Consider the following 16,892-nt stretch of genomic DNA (forward strand, 5'->3'; position numbering starts at 1 on the left):
CAAAACAAAAGGCGATATTCTAGCAGATTCATATCTATGAAGCCGAAAATATCGCCGAATTAACAGTTTTATGCAGTTATTTCACTGTTACGCTTGAGCTTTAATAAACTCACGAATATGAGTTGCTATTTTCTCTGGCTCACTCAGAATTGCCCAGTGATTTGCATTAAGCTCTACATCTTCAAATTTTTCAACCCACTTTGGCATAGCCTCAGTGATGTATTCTGGGCTTACAAAAGTATCATATTTTAAAATAACAGCCTTAACTGGGCACTGTGCATAACGTTGACGTGGGCCAGTTAAGCGAGGAATAAAATTGGCACGATATAAATTAATGCCATATTTTCCATCTGCATTAATATTATTATTTAAAGGTAAATTACTTTTCCTTTCTAGCTGAGTAAGAACTTTACCCCATTTTTCAGGACTAAATAGAGACCATACTGTTGGTGCTATTAACGGAAGATGGAATGCCCCGATATACCAAGATTTGGTTAATATTTTTAAGATTTGAGCGGGTGAAGATTTAAATTTATCACGCAAAAATAAAGCGGCATGATCAAGACATGGCCCAGAAATGGTGGTATATGATAATAAACGACCTTTGAACTTAGGCTCAGTGACCGACTCCCAAGACTGAATCGAACCCCAATCATGGGCAGCCATATGGAATTGACGATTTGGCAATAACTCATCAACAACTTCTTGGAGATCTAGAGATAAACGCTCTAAACGGTAATCACGTATACGTTTTGGTATAGATGACAAACCAGCTCCACGCACATCGTAAGTAACAATATAGAAGTCATTGATTAAATGCTCAATGATTGATTCCCATACTTCTTGATTGTCTGGATAGCCATGTACTAAGACCAAAGGAATATTTTTTTCGTCACCCCATGTTTTAGCACAAAGCGTTTGTTGATCACTTGTTGTTACTGTATGAACTTTTGGCTGCATAATCATTTCCTATCTTGTTTTTCAATCGATCATGTCGTTAGTCGGATAGAGCATTGCCATCAATATAAAAAAGATGATACTTATCTAGTATGAATACTGTTGCAATAAAAAAAATTGACTATTATGGCTATTTTAAGAAGACTTCAGAACAATCCTACGATTTCAAAATTTTTATTTAATCACTATCCCCCTTATCGTGGCGCAGGGATTTATATTGAAATCATGAATTTAGAACTTTGCCATGTGCGCGTAAAAATGCCCCTGACTTGGAAAAACCAAAATTTAGTCGGTACACATTTTGGTGGAAGTCTCTATTCAATGGTTGACCCGTTTTATATGATGATTCTGATGCATCATCTCGGATCAAAATATATTGTTTGGGACAAAGCAGCTGAAATTAATTTTCTGTCCCCTGGCCGAAGTACAGTACATGCAGATATACGAGTCGATTTAGCTGAAATTGAACAAATCCGTGAACTCGCCGAAAACTATGAGCCTGTTTTAAGAACCTATCATCTAAACATTTTTGATGAATCTGGAGTAAGAATTGCAGAGGTTCAAAAAACGCTTTATATCAGACGTAAAAAAGCGAAACCTTTCCCTCAATAAAAAAATAAGCGCTTTTAGCGCTTATTTTTTATTTGCTAAATTTTTATCTTTTTTCTTCAATCGCAGCACCAGCACCACCACCGATCGCACCACCAATTGCAGCACCAGAGTCACCACCGATCAGTGCTTTACCTACGACTGAACCGATACCAGCACCAATCGCACTCTTAGTCGTTGTCTGTTTACTACCACCTTGGCTATTTGAACCAACACCAGCACCTACTGCTGCACCTAAGCCTGCACCAACACCACCGCCTACATGGTTACCTAAACCACCACCTAGTGCACCACCTGCTGCTGCTGCACCAATACGCTGGTCAGATGGACTCATATTTTGGCAGCCCGTAAACACAAGCGTAGACAACATTAAAGCAGAAACTAATCCAATTGTTTTTTTCATGGCCATACTCCCAATACCTGTTCTAATAAAAAGAATAATCCCCTTTTATGAGGAATTTAGTCAGATTGTGTTATCCATCTGTCCTAATCGATTGATATTTTGTAAAGCTCTTCTATTTATGATCATCAATCAAAATTTTAATTATAAAAAAGAAGTCCTTAACAAGTTAAAGACTTCTAGGTTTAGATATTATTAGAAATAGCTTTAGTACTTCCCTTTCTTCTCTTCATAAGCTGCACCCGCACTACCACCAAGTGCTCCTCCAGCTGCAGCGCCAGTGTCACCACCAATGATTGCACCACCCAAGACAGCACCAACACCAGCACCAATTGCACTATTACGTACTGTTTTACTGCTAGATCCTTTTGCATTAGCAGCAACACCTGCACCGAGTGCCGCTCCTAGACCTGCCCCGATATTTCCGCCCACGTGTTTTCCTACGGCACCACCTGCACCACCACCAATCGCTGCTGATCCAATACGTTTACTTTCTGGGCTTGCATTCTGGCAACCAACAAACAAAGTTGTAGACATCAGGCCAACACTAACAATCATCATCATTTTTTTCATTAGAAATACTCCAGTCCTCAGAAATATGTAGCCTAATATGTTTATGTGGAGTCTTTATCCCGCTTAAGTAATAAATTAATGGATCTTTAATATATTTATGTAATTACAACTCTTAATTGTTAAAAATAACTATAAATAAAAAAGGCACCCTGAGGTGCCTTTTTCAGTGCAAGTTTAAACTTAGAATTGTTCTGAGTTTAATGCTTGGCTAAATGCTTGGTCTACTTCACTGAAGTCATTATGAAGCTCATGCTCTGCAGCTTCTGCTTCTTGACGACGACGTTCTAAGTGGTATGCAAGACCAGTACCTGCTGGAATTAAGCGACCAACTACAACGTTTTCTTTCAAGCCACGTAAATCATCTTCTTTACCTGTTACAGCAGCTTCAGTTAACACACGAGTTGTTTCCTGGAACGATGCAGCAGAGATGAACGAGTCAGTAGAAAGCGACGCTTTAGTAATACCCATCAATTGACGTTCAAACTTCGCAGGGAACTTGTTCTGAGCCAAGACAGCTTGGTTCTCTTGAACAACACGGATGTAATCCACTTGCTCGCCTTTGATGAAGCTTGTATCACCGCCATCAGTGATATCAACTTTACGCAACATTTGACGTACGATAACTTCAATGTGCTTATCGTTGATTTTTACACCTTGGAGACGGTAAACGTCTTGAACTTCGTTCACGATGTAGTTAGTTAATGCAACTTCGCCCTTCAAACGCAAGATGTCATGTGGGTTTTGCGGACCATCAGAAATAGTCTCACCACGGTTTACATGCTCGCCTTCGAATACGTTGATTTGACGCCATTTTGGAATCAATTCTTCGTAAATCTCAGAACCATCATCCGGAGTAATTACCAAACGGTTTTTACCCTTAGTCTCTTTACCGAAGCTTACAACACCTGATACTTCAGCAAGAATTGCATGCTCTTTTGGCTTACGTGCTTCGAACAAGTCAGCTACACGCGGAAGACCACCGGTAATATCACGAGTACGTGATGTTTCTTGTGGTACACGACCAATAACGTCACCCACACCAATCGTTTCGCCATCACGGACAGTTACGATTGTGTTTTGTGGTAAGAAGTAGAACTGTTCGCCGCCATCTGTTGTATCCAACACGATTGCAGGACGTAGATCTTTACCAGAAGCAGGACGAGCTGTTACAGGCAAGATTTCAACAGTAGTCATACCAGTTGCATCATCAGTTTTCGATGTTGCAGTTACGCCGTCAGCGATTTGGCTGAAACGCGCTTTACCAGCAACTTCTGTTACCAATGGATGTGTATGCGGATCCCAAGTCGCGACGATACCGCCAGCTTCTACAGCTTCACCATCTTTCAATAAGATGCTTGCACCGTAAGGAAGTTTGTAACGCTCACGCTCACGACCTAAATCATCGGCAATACCAATTTCACCTGAACGTGAAACTGAAACCAAGTGGCCTTTTGCATGTTGTACAGTTTTCACGTTATGGAAACGTACAGTACCTTTGTTACGTACTTGAACACTGTTCGCAGCAGAAGTTCGGCTCGCAGCACCACCTACGTGGAACGTACGCATCGTTAACTGTGTACCTGGCTCACCGATTGATTGTGCAGCCATTACACCTACTGATTCACCTGGGTTTACCAAGTGACCGCGTGCAAGGTCACGACCATAACAACGAGCACACACACCGAATGTTGATTCACATGCGATTACAGAGCGTACTTTAACTTCATCGACACCAGCCTCTTCAAGCTGAGCTGCGATTTTCTCGTCAATTAACGTACCACGAGGTAATACAACTTCATCATCAGATGCACGACGTACATCTTCAGCAGTTACACGACCTAATACGCGGTCACGTAATGGCTCGATGACATCACCACCCTGAATGAATGGAGTCATTACTAAACCACCCGCTGTACCACAATCAGGTTCAGTAATTACCAAGTCCTGCGCTACGTCTACAAGACGACGAGTCAAGTAACCAGAGTTCGCAGTTTTCAATGCTGTATCGGCCAAACCTTTACGCGCACCGTGTGTTGAAATAAAGTACTGAAGTACTGTTAAACCTTCACGGAAGTTCGCTTTAATCGGAGTCTCAATAATCGAGCCATCCGGTTTTGCCATCAAACCACGCATACCAGCAAGCTGACGAATCTGTGCCGCACTACCACGGGCACCAGAGTCAGACATCATATAGATGCTGTTGAATGACTTTTGTTTCTCGTCTTCACCTTGTTTGTTTTTAACAAGTGTATAAGACAAGTTATCCATCATTGCTTTAGCAACTTGGTCGTTTGTACGCGCCCAGATATCGACAACTTTGTTATAACGCTCACCAGCAGTTACGAAACCTTGTTCGAACTGTTGTTCGATTTCACGAACTTCTGTTTCTGCTTTATCAATAATCGTGTGCTTAGTAGGTGGAATGAGCATGTCTTCCATACCTACAGATACACCTGAACGAGTCGCTTGACGGAAGCCCAAGTACATTAATTGGTCAGCAAAGATAACTGTATCTTTCAAACCAAGTTTACGATAGCAAGAGTTGATCAATTTAGAGATGTTCTTTTTAGTCATCTCAAGGTTGATCATGTCAAAGCTTAAGCCTTGTGGAACAATTTCCCAAAGCAAACAACGACCAGGTGTTGTATCAACAATAATAGTTTGGTGTTCACGTTCACCATTTTCATTGATAACAGTTTGGTGTACACGTACTTTAACACGCGCATGGATTGCAACTTGACCAGTAGCAAGTGCACGGTTTACTTCATGAGTATCCGCGAACACCATGCCTTCACCTTTAGCATTTACGGCATCACGTGTGATGTAGTAAAGACCCAAGACAACGTCCTGAGAAGGAACGATGATTGGCTCACCGTTTGCTGGTGACAAGATGTTGTTTGTTGACATCATCAATGCACGAGCTTCTAACTGTGCTTCGAGTGTCAATGGAACGTGTACCGCCATTTGGTCACCATCGAAGTCGGCGTTAAACGCAGCACAAACGAGTGGGTGAAGACGGATTGCCTTACCTTCAATAAGAATAGGTTCAAATGCTTGAAGACCTAAACGGTGAAGTGTTGGCGCACGGTTCAACATGACTGGATGTTGACGAATTACAGAAGCAAGAACGTCCCAAACTTCCGGAGTCTCACGCTCAACCATTTTCTTCGCAGCTTTAATGGTAGTCGCCTGACCTGAAGCTTGTAGCTTCGCGAAAATGAATGGCTTGAATAATTCAAGTGCCATTTTCTTCGGAAGACCACATTGGTGAAGACGTAAAGTAGGGCCTACAGTAATTACCGAACGACCAGAATAGTCAACACGCTTACCTAATAAGTTCTGACGGAAACGACCTTGTTTACCTTTGATCATATCTGCCAAAGATTTTAATGGACGTTTGTTAGAACCAGTAATCGCACGACCACGACGACCGTTATCAAGCAATGCATCTACAGACTCTTGTAACATACGTTTTTCGTTACGTACGATGATATCTGGAGCAGCAAGGTCAAGAAGACGCTTCAAACGGTTGTTACGGTTAATGACACGACGATATAAATCGTTCAAGTCAGAAGTCGCGAAACGACCACCTTCAAGTGGAACTAATGGACGTAAATCAGGTGGAAGTACAGGAAGTACATTCATCACCATCCATTCTGGCTTGTTGTTTGAATCTTTGAATGCTTCCATCAATTTCAAGCGCTTAGACGCTTTTTTCAACTTCGTTTCAGAAGTTGTTTGAGGGATTTCTTCACGTAAACGTGCGATTTCAGCTTCAAGATCGATATCTTTCAACAAGTCCTGAACCGCTTCTGCACCCATTTTCGCAGTGAATTCATCACCGTGTTCTTCAAGTGCATTGAAGTATTCTTCGTCTGTTAAAAGTTGATACTTTTCAAACGGAGTCATACCAGGGTCAGTTACAACGTATGATTCAAAATACAATACACGTTCGATATCACGAAGTGTCATATCAAGTAATAAACCGATACGGCTCGGTAACGATTTTAAGAACCAGATATGTGCAACTGGAGAAGCAAGTTCAATGTGCCCCATACGTTCACGACGAACTTTCGCTGTAGTTACTTCAACGCCACATTTTTCACAAATGACGCCTTTGTATTTCATACGCTTGTATTTACCACACAAGCATTCGTAATCTTTTACTGGTCCAAAAATTTTGGCACAGAACAAACCATCACGTTCTGGTTTAAAGGTACGGTAGTTAATTGTCTCAGGTTTTTTAACTTCACCATGAGACCATGACTTAATCATTTCTGGTGACGCAAGACCAATACGGATACGGTCAAACTCAATTGGTGCATGACCATCTGAGTCCGTTTTCTTACGCATGATATCGAGCAAGTCTTTCAATTTTTTTCTCCGTGTGTCGGGAAGCAACGCTTACCCGACTGGGTCACAAATATTGTTTTTACCTAAAAAATCGTGAGTCTTACGACTTAGTCACCATTTTTCAGTTCAATGTTGATACCTAAAGAACGGATCTCTTTGGTCAATACGTTGAACGATTCAGGCATACCCGGATCCATATAATGGTTACCATCTACAATATTCTTGTAGATACGTGTACGACCTTCAACGTCATCCGACTTAACAGTTAACATCTCTTGGAGTGTATATGCAGCACCGTAAGCTTCAAGTGCCCAGACTTCCATCTCACCGAAACGCTGACCACCGAATTGTGCTTTACCACCAAGCGGTTGCTGTGTAACAAGAGAGTAAGAACCTGTTGAACGAGCATGCATCTTGTCATCAACCAAGTGGTTCAATTTGAGCATGTACATGTAACCTACAGTTACAGGACGGTCAAACTGTTCACCAGTACGGCCATCATACAATACTGTTTGACCTGTACGAGAGATACCAGCTAACTCAAGTAAGTCTTTAATTTGACTTTCTTCAGCACCATCAAATACAGGCGTAGCCAAAGGCACACCAGCACGTAAGTTGCCTGAAAGAGCTAAGACTTCAGCATCAGTTAAGCTATCAAGATCTTCTTGCTCACCACCGACTTTGTTATAAATCTTGTCTAAGAATTCACGCAGTTCTAAAACTGTACGCTGTTCTTTCAACATTTTCTCGATTTTATCGCCAAGCCCTTTAGCCGCCATACCCAAGTGAGTCTCAAGAATCTGACCCACGTTCATACGAGATGGTACGCCTAACGGGTTCAATACGATATCTACTGGTACACCGTTAGCATCGTGTGGCATATCTTCAACAGGTAAGATGTTAGATACAACACCCTTGTTACCGTGACGACCAGCCATCTTATCACCAGGCTGAATACGACGTTTAACAGCTAAGTAAACTTTAACAACTTTCAATACGCCAGTTGTTAATTCATCACCTGTTGCAAGCTTACGTTTCTTCTCAGCGAATTTTTCATCAATCTCTGCGCTCTTTTCTTTTAAGAACACTTGAATTTGAGTTAAACGCTCAGCGATTGCTTCATCTGCCGGTTGAATTTCAAGTAAATCAACAAGCTCTAAACCAGATAACACCTCTTCAACGAGTTTGTCACCACGTTTAGTTGAACCACCGCCATTAGACTCTTGGCCTTTAAGCAAACGAATTACACGCTCACGAGCTGCTTCTTCAAAGATCTTGTATTCTTCTTTCAAGTCTTTACGGTAAGCATCAAGTTGTGCTTTTTCGATCGCCAATGCACGGTCATCTTTCTCTAAGCCATCACGAGTGAAGACTTGAACATCGATAACTGTACCTTTTGTACCAGATGGAACACGTAAAGATGAATCTTTAACATCAGCTGCTTTCTCACCAAAAATTGCACGAAGCAATTTTTCTTCAGGAGTTAACTGAGTTTCACCTTTAGGCGTTACTTTACCAACAAGGATGTCACCTGCTGTAACTTCAGCACCGATATAAACGATACCTGATTCATCAAGTTTAGAAAGTGCAGCTTCACCAACGTTAGGAATATCGGCAGTAATTTCTTCTGCACCTAACTTAGTATCACGCGCTACACAAGATAATTCTTGAATATGAATAGAAGTTAAACGGTCTTCTTGAAGTACACGCTCAGATAATAAGATCGAGTCTTCGTAGTTGTAACCGTTCCAAGTCATGAACGCAACGCGCATGTTTTGACCAAGCGCAAGCTCACCCATATCTGTAGACGGACCATCTGCCAAGATATCACCGCGAGCAACTTTGTCGCCTAAATTCACGATAATATTTTGGTTGATACAAGTATTCTGGTTAGAACGCGTATATTTAATGAGGTTATAGATGTCTACACCAGCCTCACCAGCAATCATTTCATCTTCGTTTACACGAATAACGATACGTGAAGCATCTACGTATTCAATTGCACCACCACGGTTTGCGATTACACACACACCTGAGTCACGTGCAACGTTCGCTTCCATACCTGTACCTACAAGCGGTTTATCCGCACGTAGAGTAGGAACTGCCTGACGTTGCATGTTTGAACCCATAAGCGCACGGTTCGCGTCATCGTGTTCAAGGAATGGAATAAGTGATGCAGCAACAGATACAACCTGCTGAGCAGAAACGTCCATATGCGTCACTTTTTCTGGTGGCATACGTACGAATTCACCTTGATGACGAACAGAAACAAACTCTTCTGTTAAGTTGCCATCTTTATCTACTGCAGAGTCGGCCTGTGCAATAACAGTACCTACTTCTTCAATAGCAGAAAGGTATTCAACTGCATCAGTTACACGACCATCTACCACTTTACGGTAAGGTGTTTCCAAGAAACCGAAGTCATTTGCTTTTGCATATACAGAAAGCGAGTTGATCAAACCAATGTTTGGACCTTCCGGCGTTTCAATTGGACATACACGACCATAGTGAGTTTGATGTACGTCACGCACCTCAAAGCCCGCACGCTCACGTGTTAAACCACCAGGCCCAAGCGCTGATACACGACGCTTATGCGTAATCTCAGATAATGGGTTGTTTTGGTCCATGAACTGAGATAATTGGCTTGAACCAAAGAATTCTTTGATTGCAGCAGCAACTGGTTTCGCGTTAATTAGATCTTGTGGAGACAAGTTATCTGTTTCTGCTTGGCTTAAACGTTCTTTAACTGCACGTTCAACACGTACCAAACCAACACGGAATTGGTTTTCAGTCATTTCACCAACAGAACGTACACGACGGTTACCTAAGTGATCGATATCGTCGACTTCACCTTTACCGTTACGGATTTCAACCAATGTACGTAATACATCAATGATATCTTCGTTCGATAAAATACCTTCTACTTCACGTGACTTCTGGTCAGTACCAACTTCGTATGGACGACCTAAACGACGGTTGAACTTCATACGACCTACTGGAGATAAGTCATAACGCTCAGAAGAGAAGAATAAGTTATTGAATAAGTTTTCAGCAGCTTCTTTTGTTGGCGGCTCGCCCGGACGCATTACTTTATAAATTTCAACTAATGCTTCTTCACGACCGGCTGTTGTATCTGCTCGTAATGTATCAGCAACAAACGAACCACGATCAATATCGTTCGTAAACAAGATATTGAACTGTTTAACACCACCTTCTGCCAGTTTCACCATAACTTCATGGCTTAACAACGTATTAGCAGCAATTACTTCACCATCACGTAAAGTAATATTTTCAGCAATGATACGTTCATATAAGTATTCATCAGGAACTGAAAGTTTTGTTAAACCAGCAGCTTCCATTTGACGTACATGACGAGCATTGATACGTTTACCTTGCTCAACAATAACTTTACCGTCATTATCAGCAATATCAAATTGTGCCATTTCCCCACGTAAACGCTCAGGTACTAGGTCAATTTGGTAACTGCCCATGTCAAGATACACAGGTACTTTTTCATAGAACAAATTCAAGATTTGTTCGTTGTTATAACCTAATGCACGCAACACAACAGTAGCAAGTAATTTACGACGACGGTCAATACGTACGTAAACCAAGTCTTTTGCATCAAATTCGAAGTCTAACCATGAACCACGGTAAGGAATGATACGTGCTGAATACAACACTTTACCACTTGAGTGAGTTTTACCTTTATCGTGATCAAAGAAAACGCCTGGTGAACGATGTAATTGAGATACGATTACACGCTCAGTACCATTAATGACGAATGTACCGTTTTCAGTCATGAGTGGAATTTCACCCATATAGACTTCTTGTTCTCGTACGTCTTTAATTGATTTAGTTTCGCGATCTTTAATAATCAAACGAATTTTAACGCGCATTGGTGCCGCATAAGTCGAACCACGAAGAATACATTCGCGTACATCGAACTCAGGTTTACCAAGGCTATACTCAACAAATTCTAAAGCAGCATTGCCAGAATAACTTTCGATAGGAAAAACTGAACGAAATGCGGCTTGGAGACCGATATCTTCGCGGTTTTTTGGAGTTTTGCCATCTTGCAAGAATGTTCTGTACGAATCGACCTGAATCGAAAGTAAGTACGGTGCATCCATTACTTGGGGCAATTTACCAAAATTCTTACGGATCCGTTTCTTTTCGGTATATGAGTATGCCATCTGGAGTCCTCGGAAAGTAAACTAAGCCCGCCTGCAGAACGGGCTCAGAAGGAATTACGCAGGCCGATATGGCCACCACTGTTTACAAATGCTGCAATTTTTAGTGGTATAAAAACGCTTAACAATATTTTTAAAAAAGAAAAATATTGGTAAACATTTGAAATTACTTGTCTTATTTTGATTTTCTCAAAAATCAAACAAAACTAACAAAAATCGAGCCGATTATTGTAACGCAAAAAGGCTGATGACCCAAGAGCCATCAGCCATTTTATGGAGCCGATTTAAAAACCGACTCCTTTTACAATTACTTAAGTGTAACTGTAGCACCAGCTTCTTCAAGTTTCTTCTTAAGTTCTTCGCCTTCTTCTTTAGAAACGCCTTCTTTAAGAACTTGAGGAGCACCTTCAACTAGGTCTTTAGCTTCTTTAAGACCAAGGCCAGTTGCTTCACGAACTGCTTTAATTACAGCTACTTTGTTAGCACCGAAAGAAGTCAACTCAACGTTGAATTCAGATTGTTCTTCAGCAGCAGCAGCAGCGCCACCAGCTGGAGCAGCAACAGCAACAGCTGCAGCTGAAACGTTGAATTTCTCTTCGAAAGCAGAAATTAATTCAACAAGTTCAAGAACAGTTTTTTCAGCAACTGCGTTTAAGATTTCTTCGTTAGTTAAAGCCATGAGAATAACTCCAAATGGATATTGAATGGTGTGTAAAATTGATTAAGCAGCTTCTGACTCGTTTTTCTCTTTGAGCGCTGTAATAAGGCGACCCAATTTCGAAATAGGAGCTTGAAGGACAGAGGCAAGCATAGTAAGAGCTTTCTCTTGGTTCGGAAGATTTGCAATTACGCTAACGTCAGCACCTTGATAAACTTTGCCGTCAAATGCAGCAGCTTTTAATTCAAATGCTTTGTTAGTTTTAGCAAAATCTTCGAACAAACGTGCAGCTGCACCCATGTCATCTTCAGAAGTTGAAAAACCTAGAATTGTTGGACCAACAAGGTTGTCGTTCAAGATATTGAATTGAGTATCTTGAAGTGCGCGTTTAGCTAAAGTGTTACGTACAATACGTGTAGAAACACCTAACTTACGAGCTTCAACACGAAGTGTTGTTAATTGCTCTACGCTTAAGCCTTGGTAGTCAGCAACAACGGCTGCAAACGCCTTAGAAGCAACTTCACTTACTTCCGCAACGATCTGTTTTTTGTCTTCAATAAGAAGAGCCATTGTAAAACCTCCTAAGGTGATTTATGTACCCAATGGGCACACTCCCAATTCGTAAGCCTTTCGACTTACACGCGGAGGAGGAACAAATCACACCACCGCGTCTACGCAGGCTGGTTTATTAAGAAAAGTGCTATTCGAAAATGACATCTTTTCGCCTGAGGTCTTTGACGCTGATAAATTCTCATTTATCAATTCAAAGTCCGCCTGATGAGTAAGGAATAAAGCTTTGCCCTACCCCACCAAATAGAAAAATATTTCTATTTAAGTTCTGTCCCCAATCAGGACTTTAAAATTCTTTACCAAGTCTAAACTTAGTTAGAAACGTTGTTTACATCAACAGTAAGACCAGGACCCATAGTTGAGCTCAAAGTGATCTTTTTGATGTATACACCTTTAGAAGTTGCAGGTTTTAACTTTTTCAAGTCAGCAACTAAAGTTTCAACGTTTTGACGGATAGCAGCAGCATCAAAGCCTACTTGACCGATCGCAGCATGGATAATACCCGCTTTGTCTACACGGTAACGAGCCTGACCAGATTTAGCGTTTTTAACAGCATTCGCTACGTCAGGAGTTACAGTACCAACTTTAGGGTTTGGCATTAAACCACGTGGACCAAGAATTGTACCGAGCTTACCAACAACACGCATAGCGTCAGGAGCAGCGATTACAACATCAAAGTCAAGGTTTCCACCTTGGATGCTTTCAGCAAGGTCATCAAAACCTACAACATCAGCACCAGCTTCTTTAGCAGCTTCTGCTTGCGCGCCTTGAGCAAATACGGCTACACGTACAGTTTTACCAGTACCCGCAGGTAATGTAGTTGCACCACGAACAACCTGGTCAGATTTACGTGGGTCTACACCAAGATTTACAGCTACATCCAAAGATTCTTTGAACTTTGCAGCAGGTAGGCTGTTAAGAACTTGTACTGCTTCTTCCAAAGTGTAAACTTTGTTTGCTTCAACAGCAGCAGCAATGGCTTTTTGACGTTTAGTTAACTTTGCCATGTCTTATAGCTCCACTTCCAAGCCCATAGAACGTGCAGAACCAGCGATGGTACGAACACGTGCGTCTAAATCAGCACCAGTTAAATCCGGTTCTTTAGTAGTCGCAATTTCTTCTAACTGAGCACGAGTCAACTTACCAACTTTAGTTTTGTTTGGTACAGATGAACCCTTTTGAATACCAGCAGCTTTCTTAAGAAGAATAGAAGCTGGAGGAGTTTTCATGATGAATGTGAACGACTTGTCGTTGTACACAGTAATCACTACAGGAATTGGAAGACCTGGTTCAACTTTTTGTGTAGCAGCATTGAATTCTTTACAGAATGCCATGATGTTTACACCACGTTGACCTAATGCAGGACCAATTGGTGGAGATGGATTTGCTTTACCAGCTGGAACTTGCAGCTTGATATAGCCGTCAATCTTCTTAGCCATTTTAAAATACCTCTGGGTACAAACGCCGCTAGGCTCCCCAATCTTTACGCAACATTACTGTTACAACAACAATGCCCGATAAAATCGGGCGCTTTTCAACCAATTGAGATTAAATCGTTTTTTCGACTTGGCGAAACTCGAGTTCAACCTGAGTTGGTCGATTAAATACATTAATCGTCAACGTTAAACGTGACTTATCGTATTGAACCTCTTCCACCACACCTTTAAAGTCTGTGAATGGACCGTCAATAACAAGTAATTCTTCACCTGGTTCAAACATCGTTTTAGGACGTGGCGCTTCACCAGTATTACGTACACGCGCAAGAATCGCATCTGCTTCACGTTGAGTGATTGGTGCTGGTTTTTCAGGTGTGCCACCAATAAAACCTAGAACCTTTGGACATTCTTTAACGATATGCCAAGTATCATCATTCATTTCCATTTCGACTAACACATAGCCAGGAAAGAATTTACGCTCAGATTTACGTTTCTTACCATCCTTCATTTCTACCACTTCTTCGGTAGGAACAAGGACATCACCAAAGCTATCGGCAACAGCGCTACGCTGGATTCGTTCTGTAAGTGAACGCATCACTTGTTTTTCATAGCCAGAGTAGGCATGAATAATGTACCAACGTTTCATAGCTCTTTTACCCGATAATCAACTTAATTAACCAACCCAAACCATAGTCAAAGCACCATAAAACCAATGATGCGACAACTACAACCAATAGAACCTGCCACGATGTAGTGACTGTTTCTTGTTTTGTTGGCCAAGTTACTCGACGCAATTCGACTCGTGCATCTTTTAGCAAGCGAACGAAGCCTTTACCTTGATGGGTGGCGTATAATAAACCTAAAGCCACAACGATACAAGCAAAAATTGCCCCAACGCGCATCCAAACATTATTTGCAGGTGCCCAATACGCTGGCAAATGTTGGTTCACCATGGTAGCTAAAAGCAACAATGCTATTGCAATCACCCATAGAACAATATCTAAAGGCGAACCAGAACGAACAACTTCAGCAGAATTATTTCTTTGAGGAATTGGCGCGTCGCTCAATGCGTCACGCGATTTATCATTCGACATTTTTGTACTCGTCGTAGAACTCGCGACTTATTATATGAACAACTAAGCCAGCATCAAGCTTTTTATTTCAAAATATGGCAGGTCAGGAGGGACTCGAACCCCCAACATTCGGTTTTGGAGACCGACGCTCTACCAATTGAACTACTGACCTATAATGCAAGTTGAGAGCCAAAGCCCCCAACCTGAGACGTAATCCGTCACTATAATATGCTTATGCAGTTACTTTCGCAACAACACCAGCACCTACAGTACGACCACCTTCACGGATCGCAAAACGTAGACCTGGGTCCATTGCGATTGGGTGGATTAACTCTACTGACATTTCAACGTTGTCGCCTGGCATAACCATTTCAACGCCGTCTTGTAATTGGATTGCACCAGTTACGTCAGTTGTACGGAAATAGAACTGTGGACGGTAACCATTTAAGAATGGAGTGTGACGACCACCTTCTTCTTTAGAAAGTACGTATACTTCTGCGTCGAATTTAGTGTGCGGCTTGATTGTACCTGGTTTAGCAAGTACTTGACCACGTTGTACGTCTTCACGCTTAGTACCACGAAGTAAGATACCACAGTTCTCGCCTGCACGGCCTTCGTCAAGAAGTTTACGGAACATTTCTACGCCAGTTACAGTTGTTTTAACTGTATCTTTAATACCAACGATTTCTACTTCTTCACCGACTTTAACGATACCAGCTTCTACACGGCCTGTTACTACAGTACCACGACCAGAAATTGAGAATACGTCTTCAATTGGCATTAAGAATGCTTTGTCGATAGCACGTTCTGGTTCTGGGATGTAAGAGTCAAGCGCTTCAACAAGAGCAAGAACTGAAGACTCACCATATTGACCAGCATCGCCTTCCAACGCTTTAAGCGCAGAACCACGGATAACTGGAGTGTCATCACCTGGGAAGTCATAAGTAGAAAGAAGTTCACGAACTTCCATTTCAACTAATTCAAGTAATTCTTCATCATCAACAAGGTCACACTTGTTTAAGAATACGATGATGTAAGGTACACCAACCTGACGAGAAAGAAGGATGTGTTCACGAGTTTGTGGCATTGGACCGTCAGTCGCAGCACACACAAGGATCGCGCCGTCCATCTGAGCAGCACCAGTAATCATGTTTTTAACGTAATCGGCGTGGCCCGGGCAGTCAACGTGCGCGTAGTGACGAATTGGAGAATCGTATTCTACGTGTGAAGTATTAATTGTAATACCACGTGCTTTTTCTTCAGGTGCTGAGTCGATTTGTGAGTAATCTTTCGCTTCACCGCCGTAAGTTTTTGCACAAATTGTTGCAATCGCAGCAGTTAAAGTTGTTTTACCATGGTCAACGTGACCGATTGTGCCCACGTTTACGTGTGGCTTATTACGTTCAAACTTAGCCTTAGCCATGTTTATAGTCCTCGTTTACGTCGAACACAATTCTGAGCAAAAACTCAGCATCGACATATCGCCTAAAAAATCAAACACCCAATACTTGAAAAGCAGACTAATAAGCCTGCTTTTTAAATCTTTGTAGAAAATCTACTAAACTGTATCTGGAGCTCTTATCGAGATTTGAACTCGAGACCTCTCCCTTACCAAGGGAGTGCTCTACCACTGAGCTATAAGAGCGATTATCCTTCGATGGAGCGGGAGACGAGGATCGAACTCGCGACATGCAGCTTGGAAGGCTGCCGCTCTACCAACTGAGCTACTCCCGCACTGTGTTGGTATATATACCACTTCAATCGAAGTTAATGGTGGTGAGAGAAGGATTCGAACCTTCGAAACTTTCGTAGCGGAGTTACAGTCCGCCCCCTTTGACCGCTCGGGAATCTCACCATATCACACTTATTTCAGTGTTGTTCTTTACTTCACAACTACACACCTTTAAGATGGTGCCGGCACACGGATTCGAACTGTGGACCTACTGATTACAAGTCAGTTGCTCTACCAACTGAGCTATGCCGGCTCTTCTTGGTGTTTCGTACGTTTCGTATCGGAACGGTGTGCAGTTTAGCAAAACTTCCAAACGATGCAAGCGGTTTTTTTAAAAA

At 41.8% G+C, this 16,892-nt stretch carries 13 protein-coding genes and 5 tRNA genes; 1 reads left to right on the plus strand and 17 read right to left on the minus strand.

The features are described from left to right. Positions 1–87: 87 nt before the first annotated feature. The gene (locus ACXM0J_RS05405) at positions 88–966 is read right to left on the minus strand and encodes an alpha/beta fold hydrolase (protein WP_086264358.1); all 879 of its coding nucleotides are present in this window, start codon (positions 964–966) and stop codon (positions 88–90) included. A 117-nt stretch (positions 967–1,083) separates the two neighbouring features. On the opposite strand from ACXM0J_RS05405, the gene ACXM0J_RS05410 reads away from it, so the two are divergent. Then, positions 1,084–1,569 (plus strand): DUF4442 domain-containing protein, encoded by a 486-nt coding sequence (locus ACXM0J_RS05410; protein ID WP_005079397.1) that lies wholly within the window; start codon positions 1,084–1,086, stop codon positions 1,567–1,569. A 43-nt stretch (positions 1,570–1,612) separates the two neighbouring features. Here ACXM0J_RS05410 and ACXM0J_RS05415 read toward each other — a convergent pair whose 3' ends face one another. The 16 genes from ACXM0J_RS05415 to ACXM0J_RS05490 all read right to left on the minus strand — a co-directional run bounded on the left by ACXM0J_RS05415 (position 1,613) and on the right by ACXM0J_RS05490 (position 16,807). Continuing rightward, positions 1,613–1,969 (minus strand): hypothetical protein, encoded by a 357-nt coding sequence (locus ACXM0J_RS05415; RefSeq protein WP_033849649.1) that lies wholly within the window; start codon positions 1,967–1,969, stop codon positions 1,613–1,615. Between the two features lie 204 nt (positions 1,970–2,173). Then, the gene (locus ACXM0J_RS05420) at positions 2,174–2,539 is read right to left on the minus strand and encodes a DNA transfer protein p32 (protein ID WP_086264359.1); all 366 of its coding nucleotides are present in this window, start codon (positions 2,537–2,539) and stop codon (positions 2,174–2,176) included. 180 nt (positions 2,540–2,719) lie between these two features. Then, entirely contained in the window at positions 2,720–6,913 is a 4,194-nt protein-coding gene (gene rpoC / locus ACXM0J_RS05425) for a DNA-directed RNA polymerase subunit beta' (RefSeq protein WP_002114988.1), read from the minus strand. A gap of 86 nt (positions 6,914–6,999) precedes the next feature. After that, a complete protein-coding gene (gene rpoB / locus ACXM0J_RS05430; RefSeq protein ID WP_086264360.1) occupies positions 7,000–11,088 on the minus strand; it encodes a DNA-directed RNA polymerase subunit beta in 4,089 nt (1,362 codons plus the stop codon). 304 nt (positions 11,089–11,392) lie between these two features. Further along, on the minus strand, positions 11,393–11,764 hold the full coding sequence (gene rplL / locus ACXM0J_RS05435; protein ID WP_001229360.1) for a 50S ribosomal protein L7/L12: 372 nt from the start codon (positions 11,762–11,764) through the stop codon (positions 11,393–11,395). Between the two features lie 42 nt (positions 11,765–11,806). Next, positions 11,807–12,313, minus strand: coding sequence for a 50S ribosomal protein L10 (gene rplJ, locus ACXM0J_RS05440; protein WP_002115099.1), 507 nt, complete (start codon positions 12,311–12,313; stop codon positions 11,807–11,809). A 311-nt stretch (positions 12,314–12,624) separates the two neighbouring features. Further along, a complete protein-coding gene (gene rplA / locus ACXM0J_RS05445; RefSeq protein ID WP_005804118.1) occupies positions 12,625–13,320 on the minus strand; it encodes a 50S ribosomal protein L1 in 696 nt (231 codons plus the stop codon). Positions 13,321–13,323: 3 nt separating this feature from the next. Next, positions 13,324–13,752, minus strand: coding sequence for a 50S ribosomal protein L11 (gene rplK / locus ACXM0J_RS05450; RefSeq protein ID WP_001074682.1), 429 nt, complete (start codon positions 13,750–13,752; stop codon positions 13,324–13,326). Between the two features lie 109 nt (positions 13,753–13,861). Next, positions 13,862–14,395: a transcription termination/antitermination protein NusG gene (gene nusG, locus ACXM0J_RS05455; protein WP_002115092.1), complete on the minus strand. Its 534-nt coding sequence runs from the start codon at positions 14,393–14,395 to the stop codon at positions 13,862–13,864. A 7-nt stretch (positions 14,396–14,402) separates the two neighbouring features. Then, complete coding sequence (gene secE / locus ACXM0J_RS05460; RefSeq protein ID WP_086264361.1) at positions 14,403–14,843, minus strand: preprotein translocase subunit SecE; 441 nt, start codon at positions 14,841–14,843, stop codon at positions 14,403–14,405. Positions 14,844–14,918: 75 nt separating this feature from the next. Beyond that, positions 14,919–14,994, minus strand: a tRNA-Trp gene (locus ACXM0J_RS05465). A gap of 60 nt (positions 14,995–15,054) precedes the next feature. Beyond that, positions 15,055–16,245, minus strand: a complete 1,191-nt coding sequence (gene tuf / locus ACXM0J_RS05470) for an elongation factor Tu (protein ID WP_005065785.1) — start codon at positions 16,243–16,245, stop codon at positions 15,055–15,057. 147 nt (positions 16,246–16,392) lie between these two features. Further along, positions 16,393–16,467: transfer RNA gene (locus ACXM0J_RS05475), tRNA-Thr, on the minus strand. 13 nt (positions 16,468–16,480) lie between these two features. Continuing rightward, positions 16,481–16,556 (minus strand) — tRNA-Gly (locus ACXM0J_RS05480). A 37-nt stretch (positions 16,557–16,593) separates the two neighbouring features. Continuing rightward, positions 16,594–16,677, minus strand: a tRNA-Tyr gene (locus tag ACXM0J_RS05485). A gap of 54 nt (positions 16,678–16,731) precedes the next feature. After that, positions 16,732–16,807 (minus strand) — tRNA-Thr (locus ACXM0J_RS05490). Positions 16,808–16,892 lie beyond the last annotated feature (85 nt).

This window comes from Acinetobacter sp. GRABPA_MV_2, assembly GCF_056725885.1.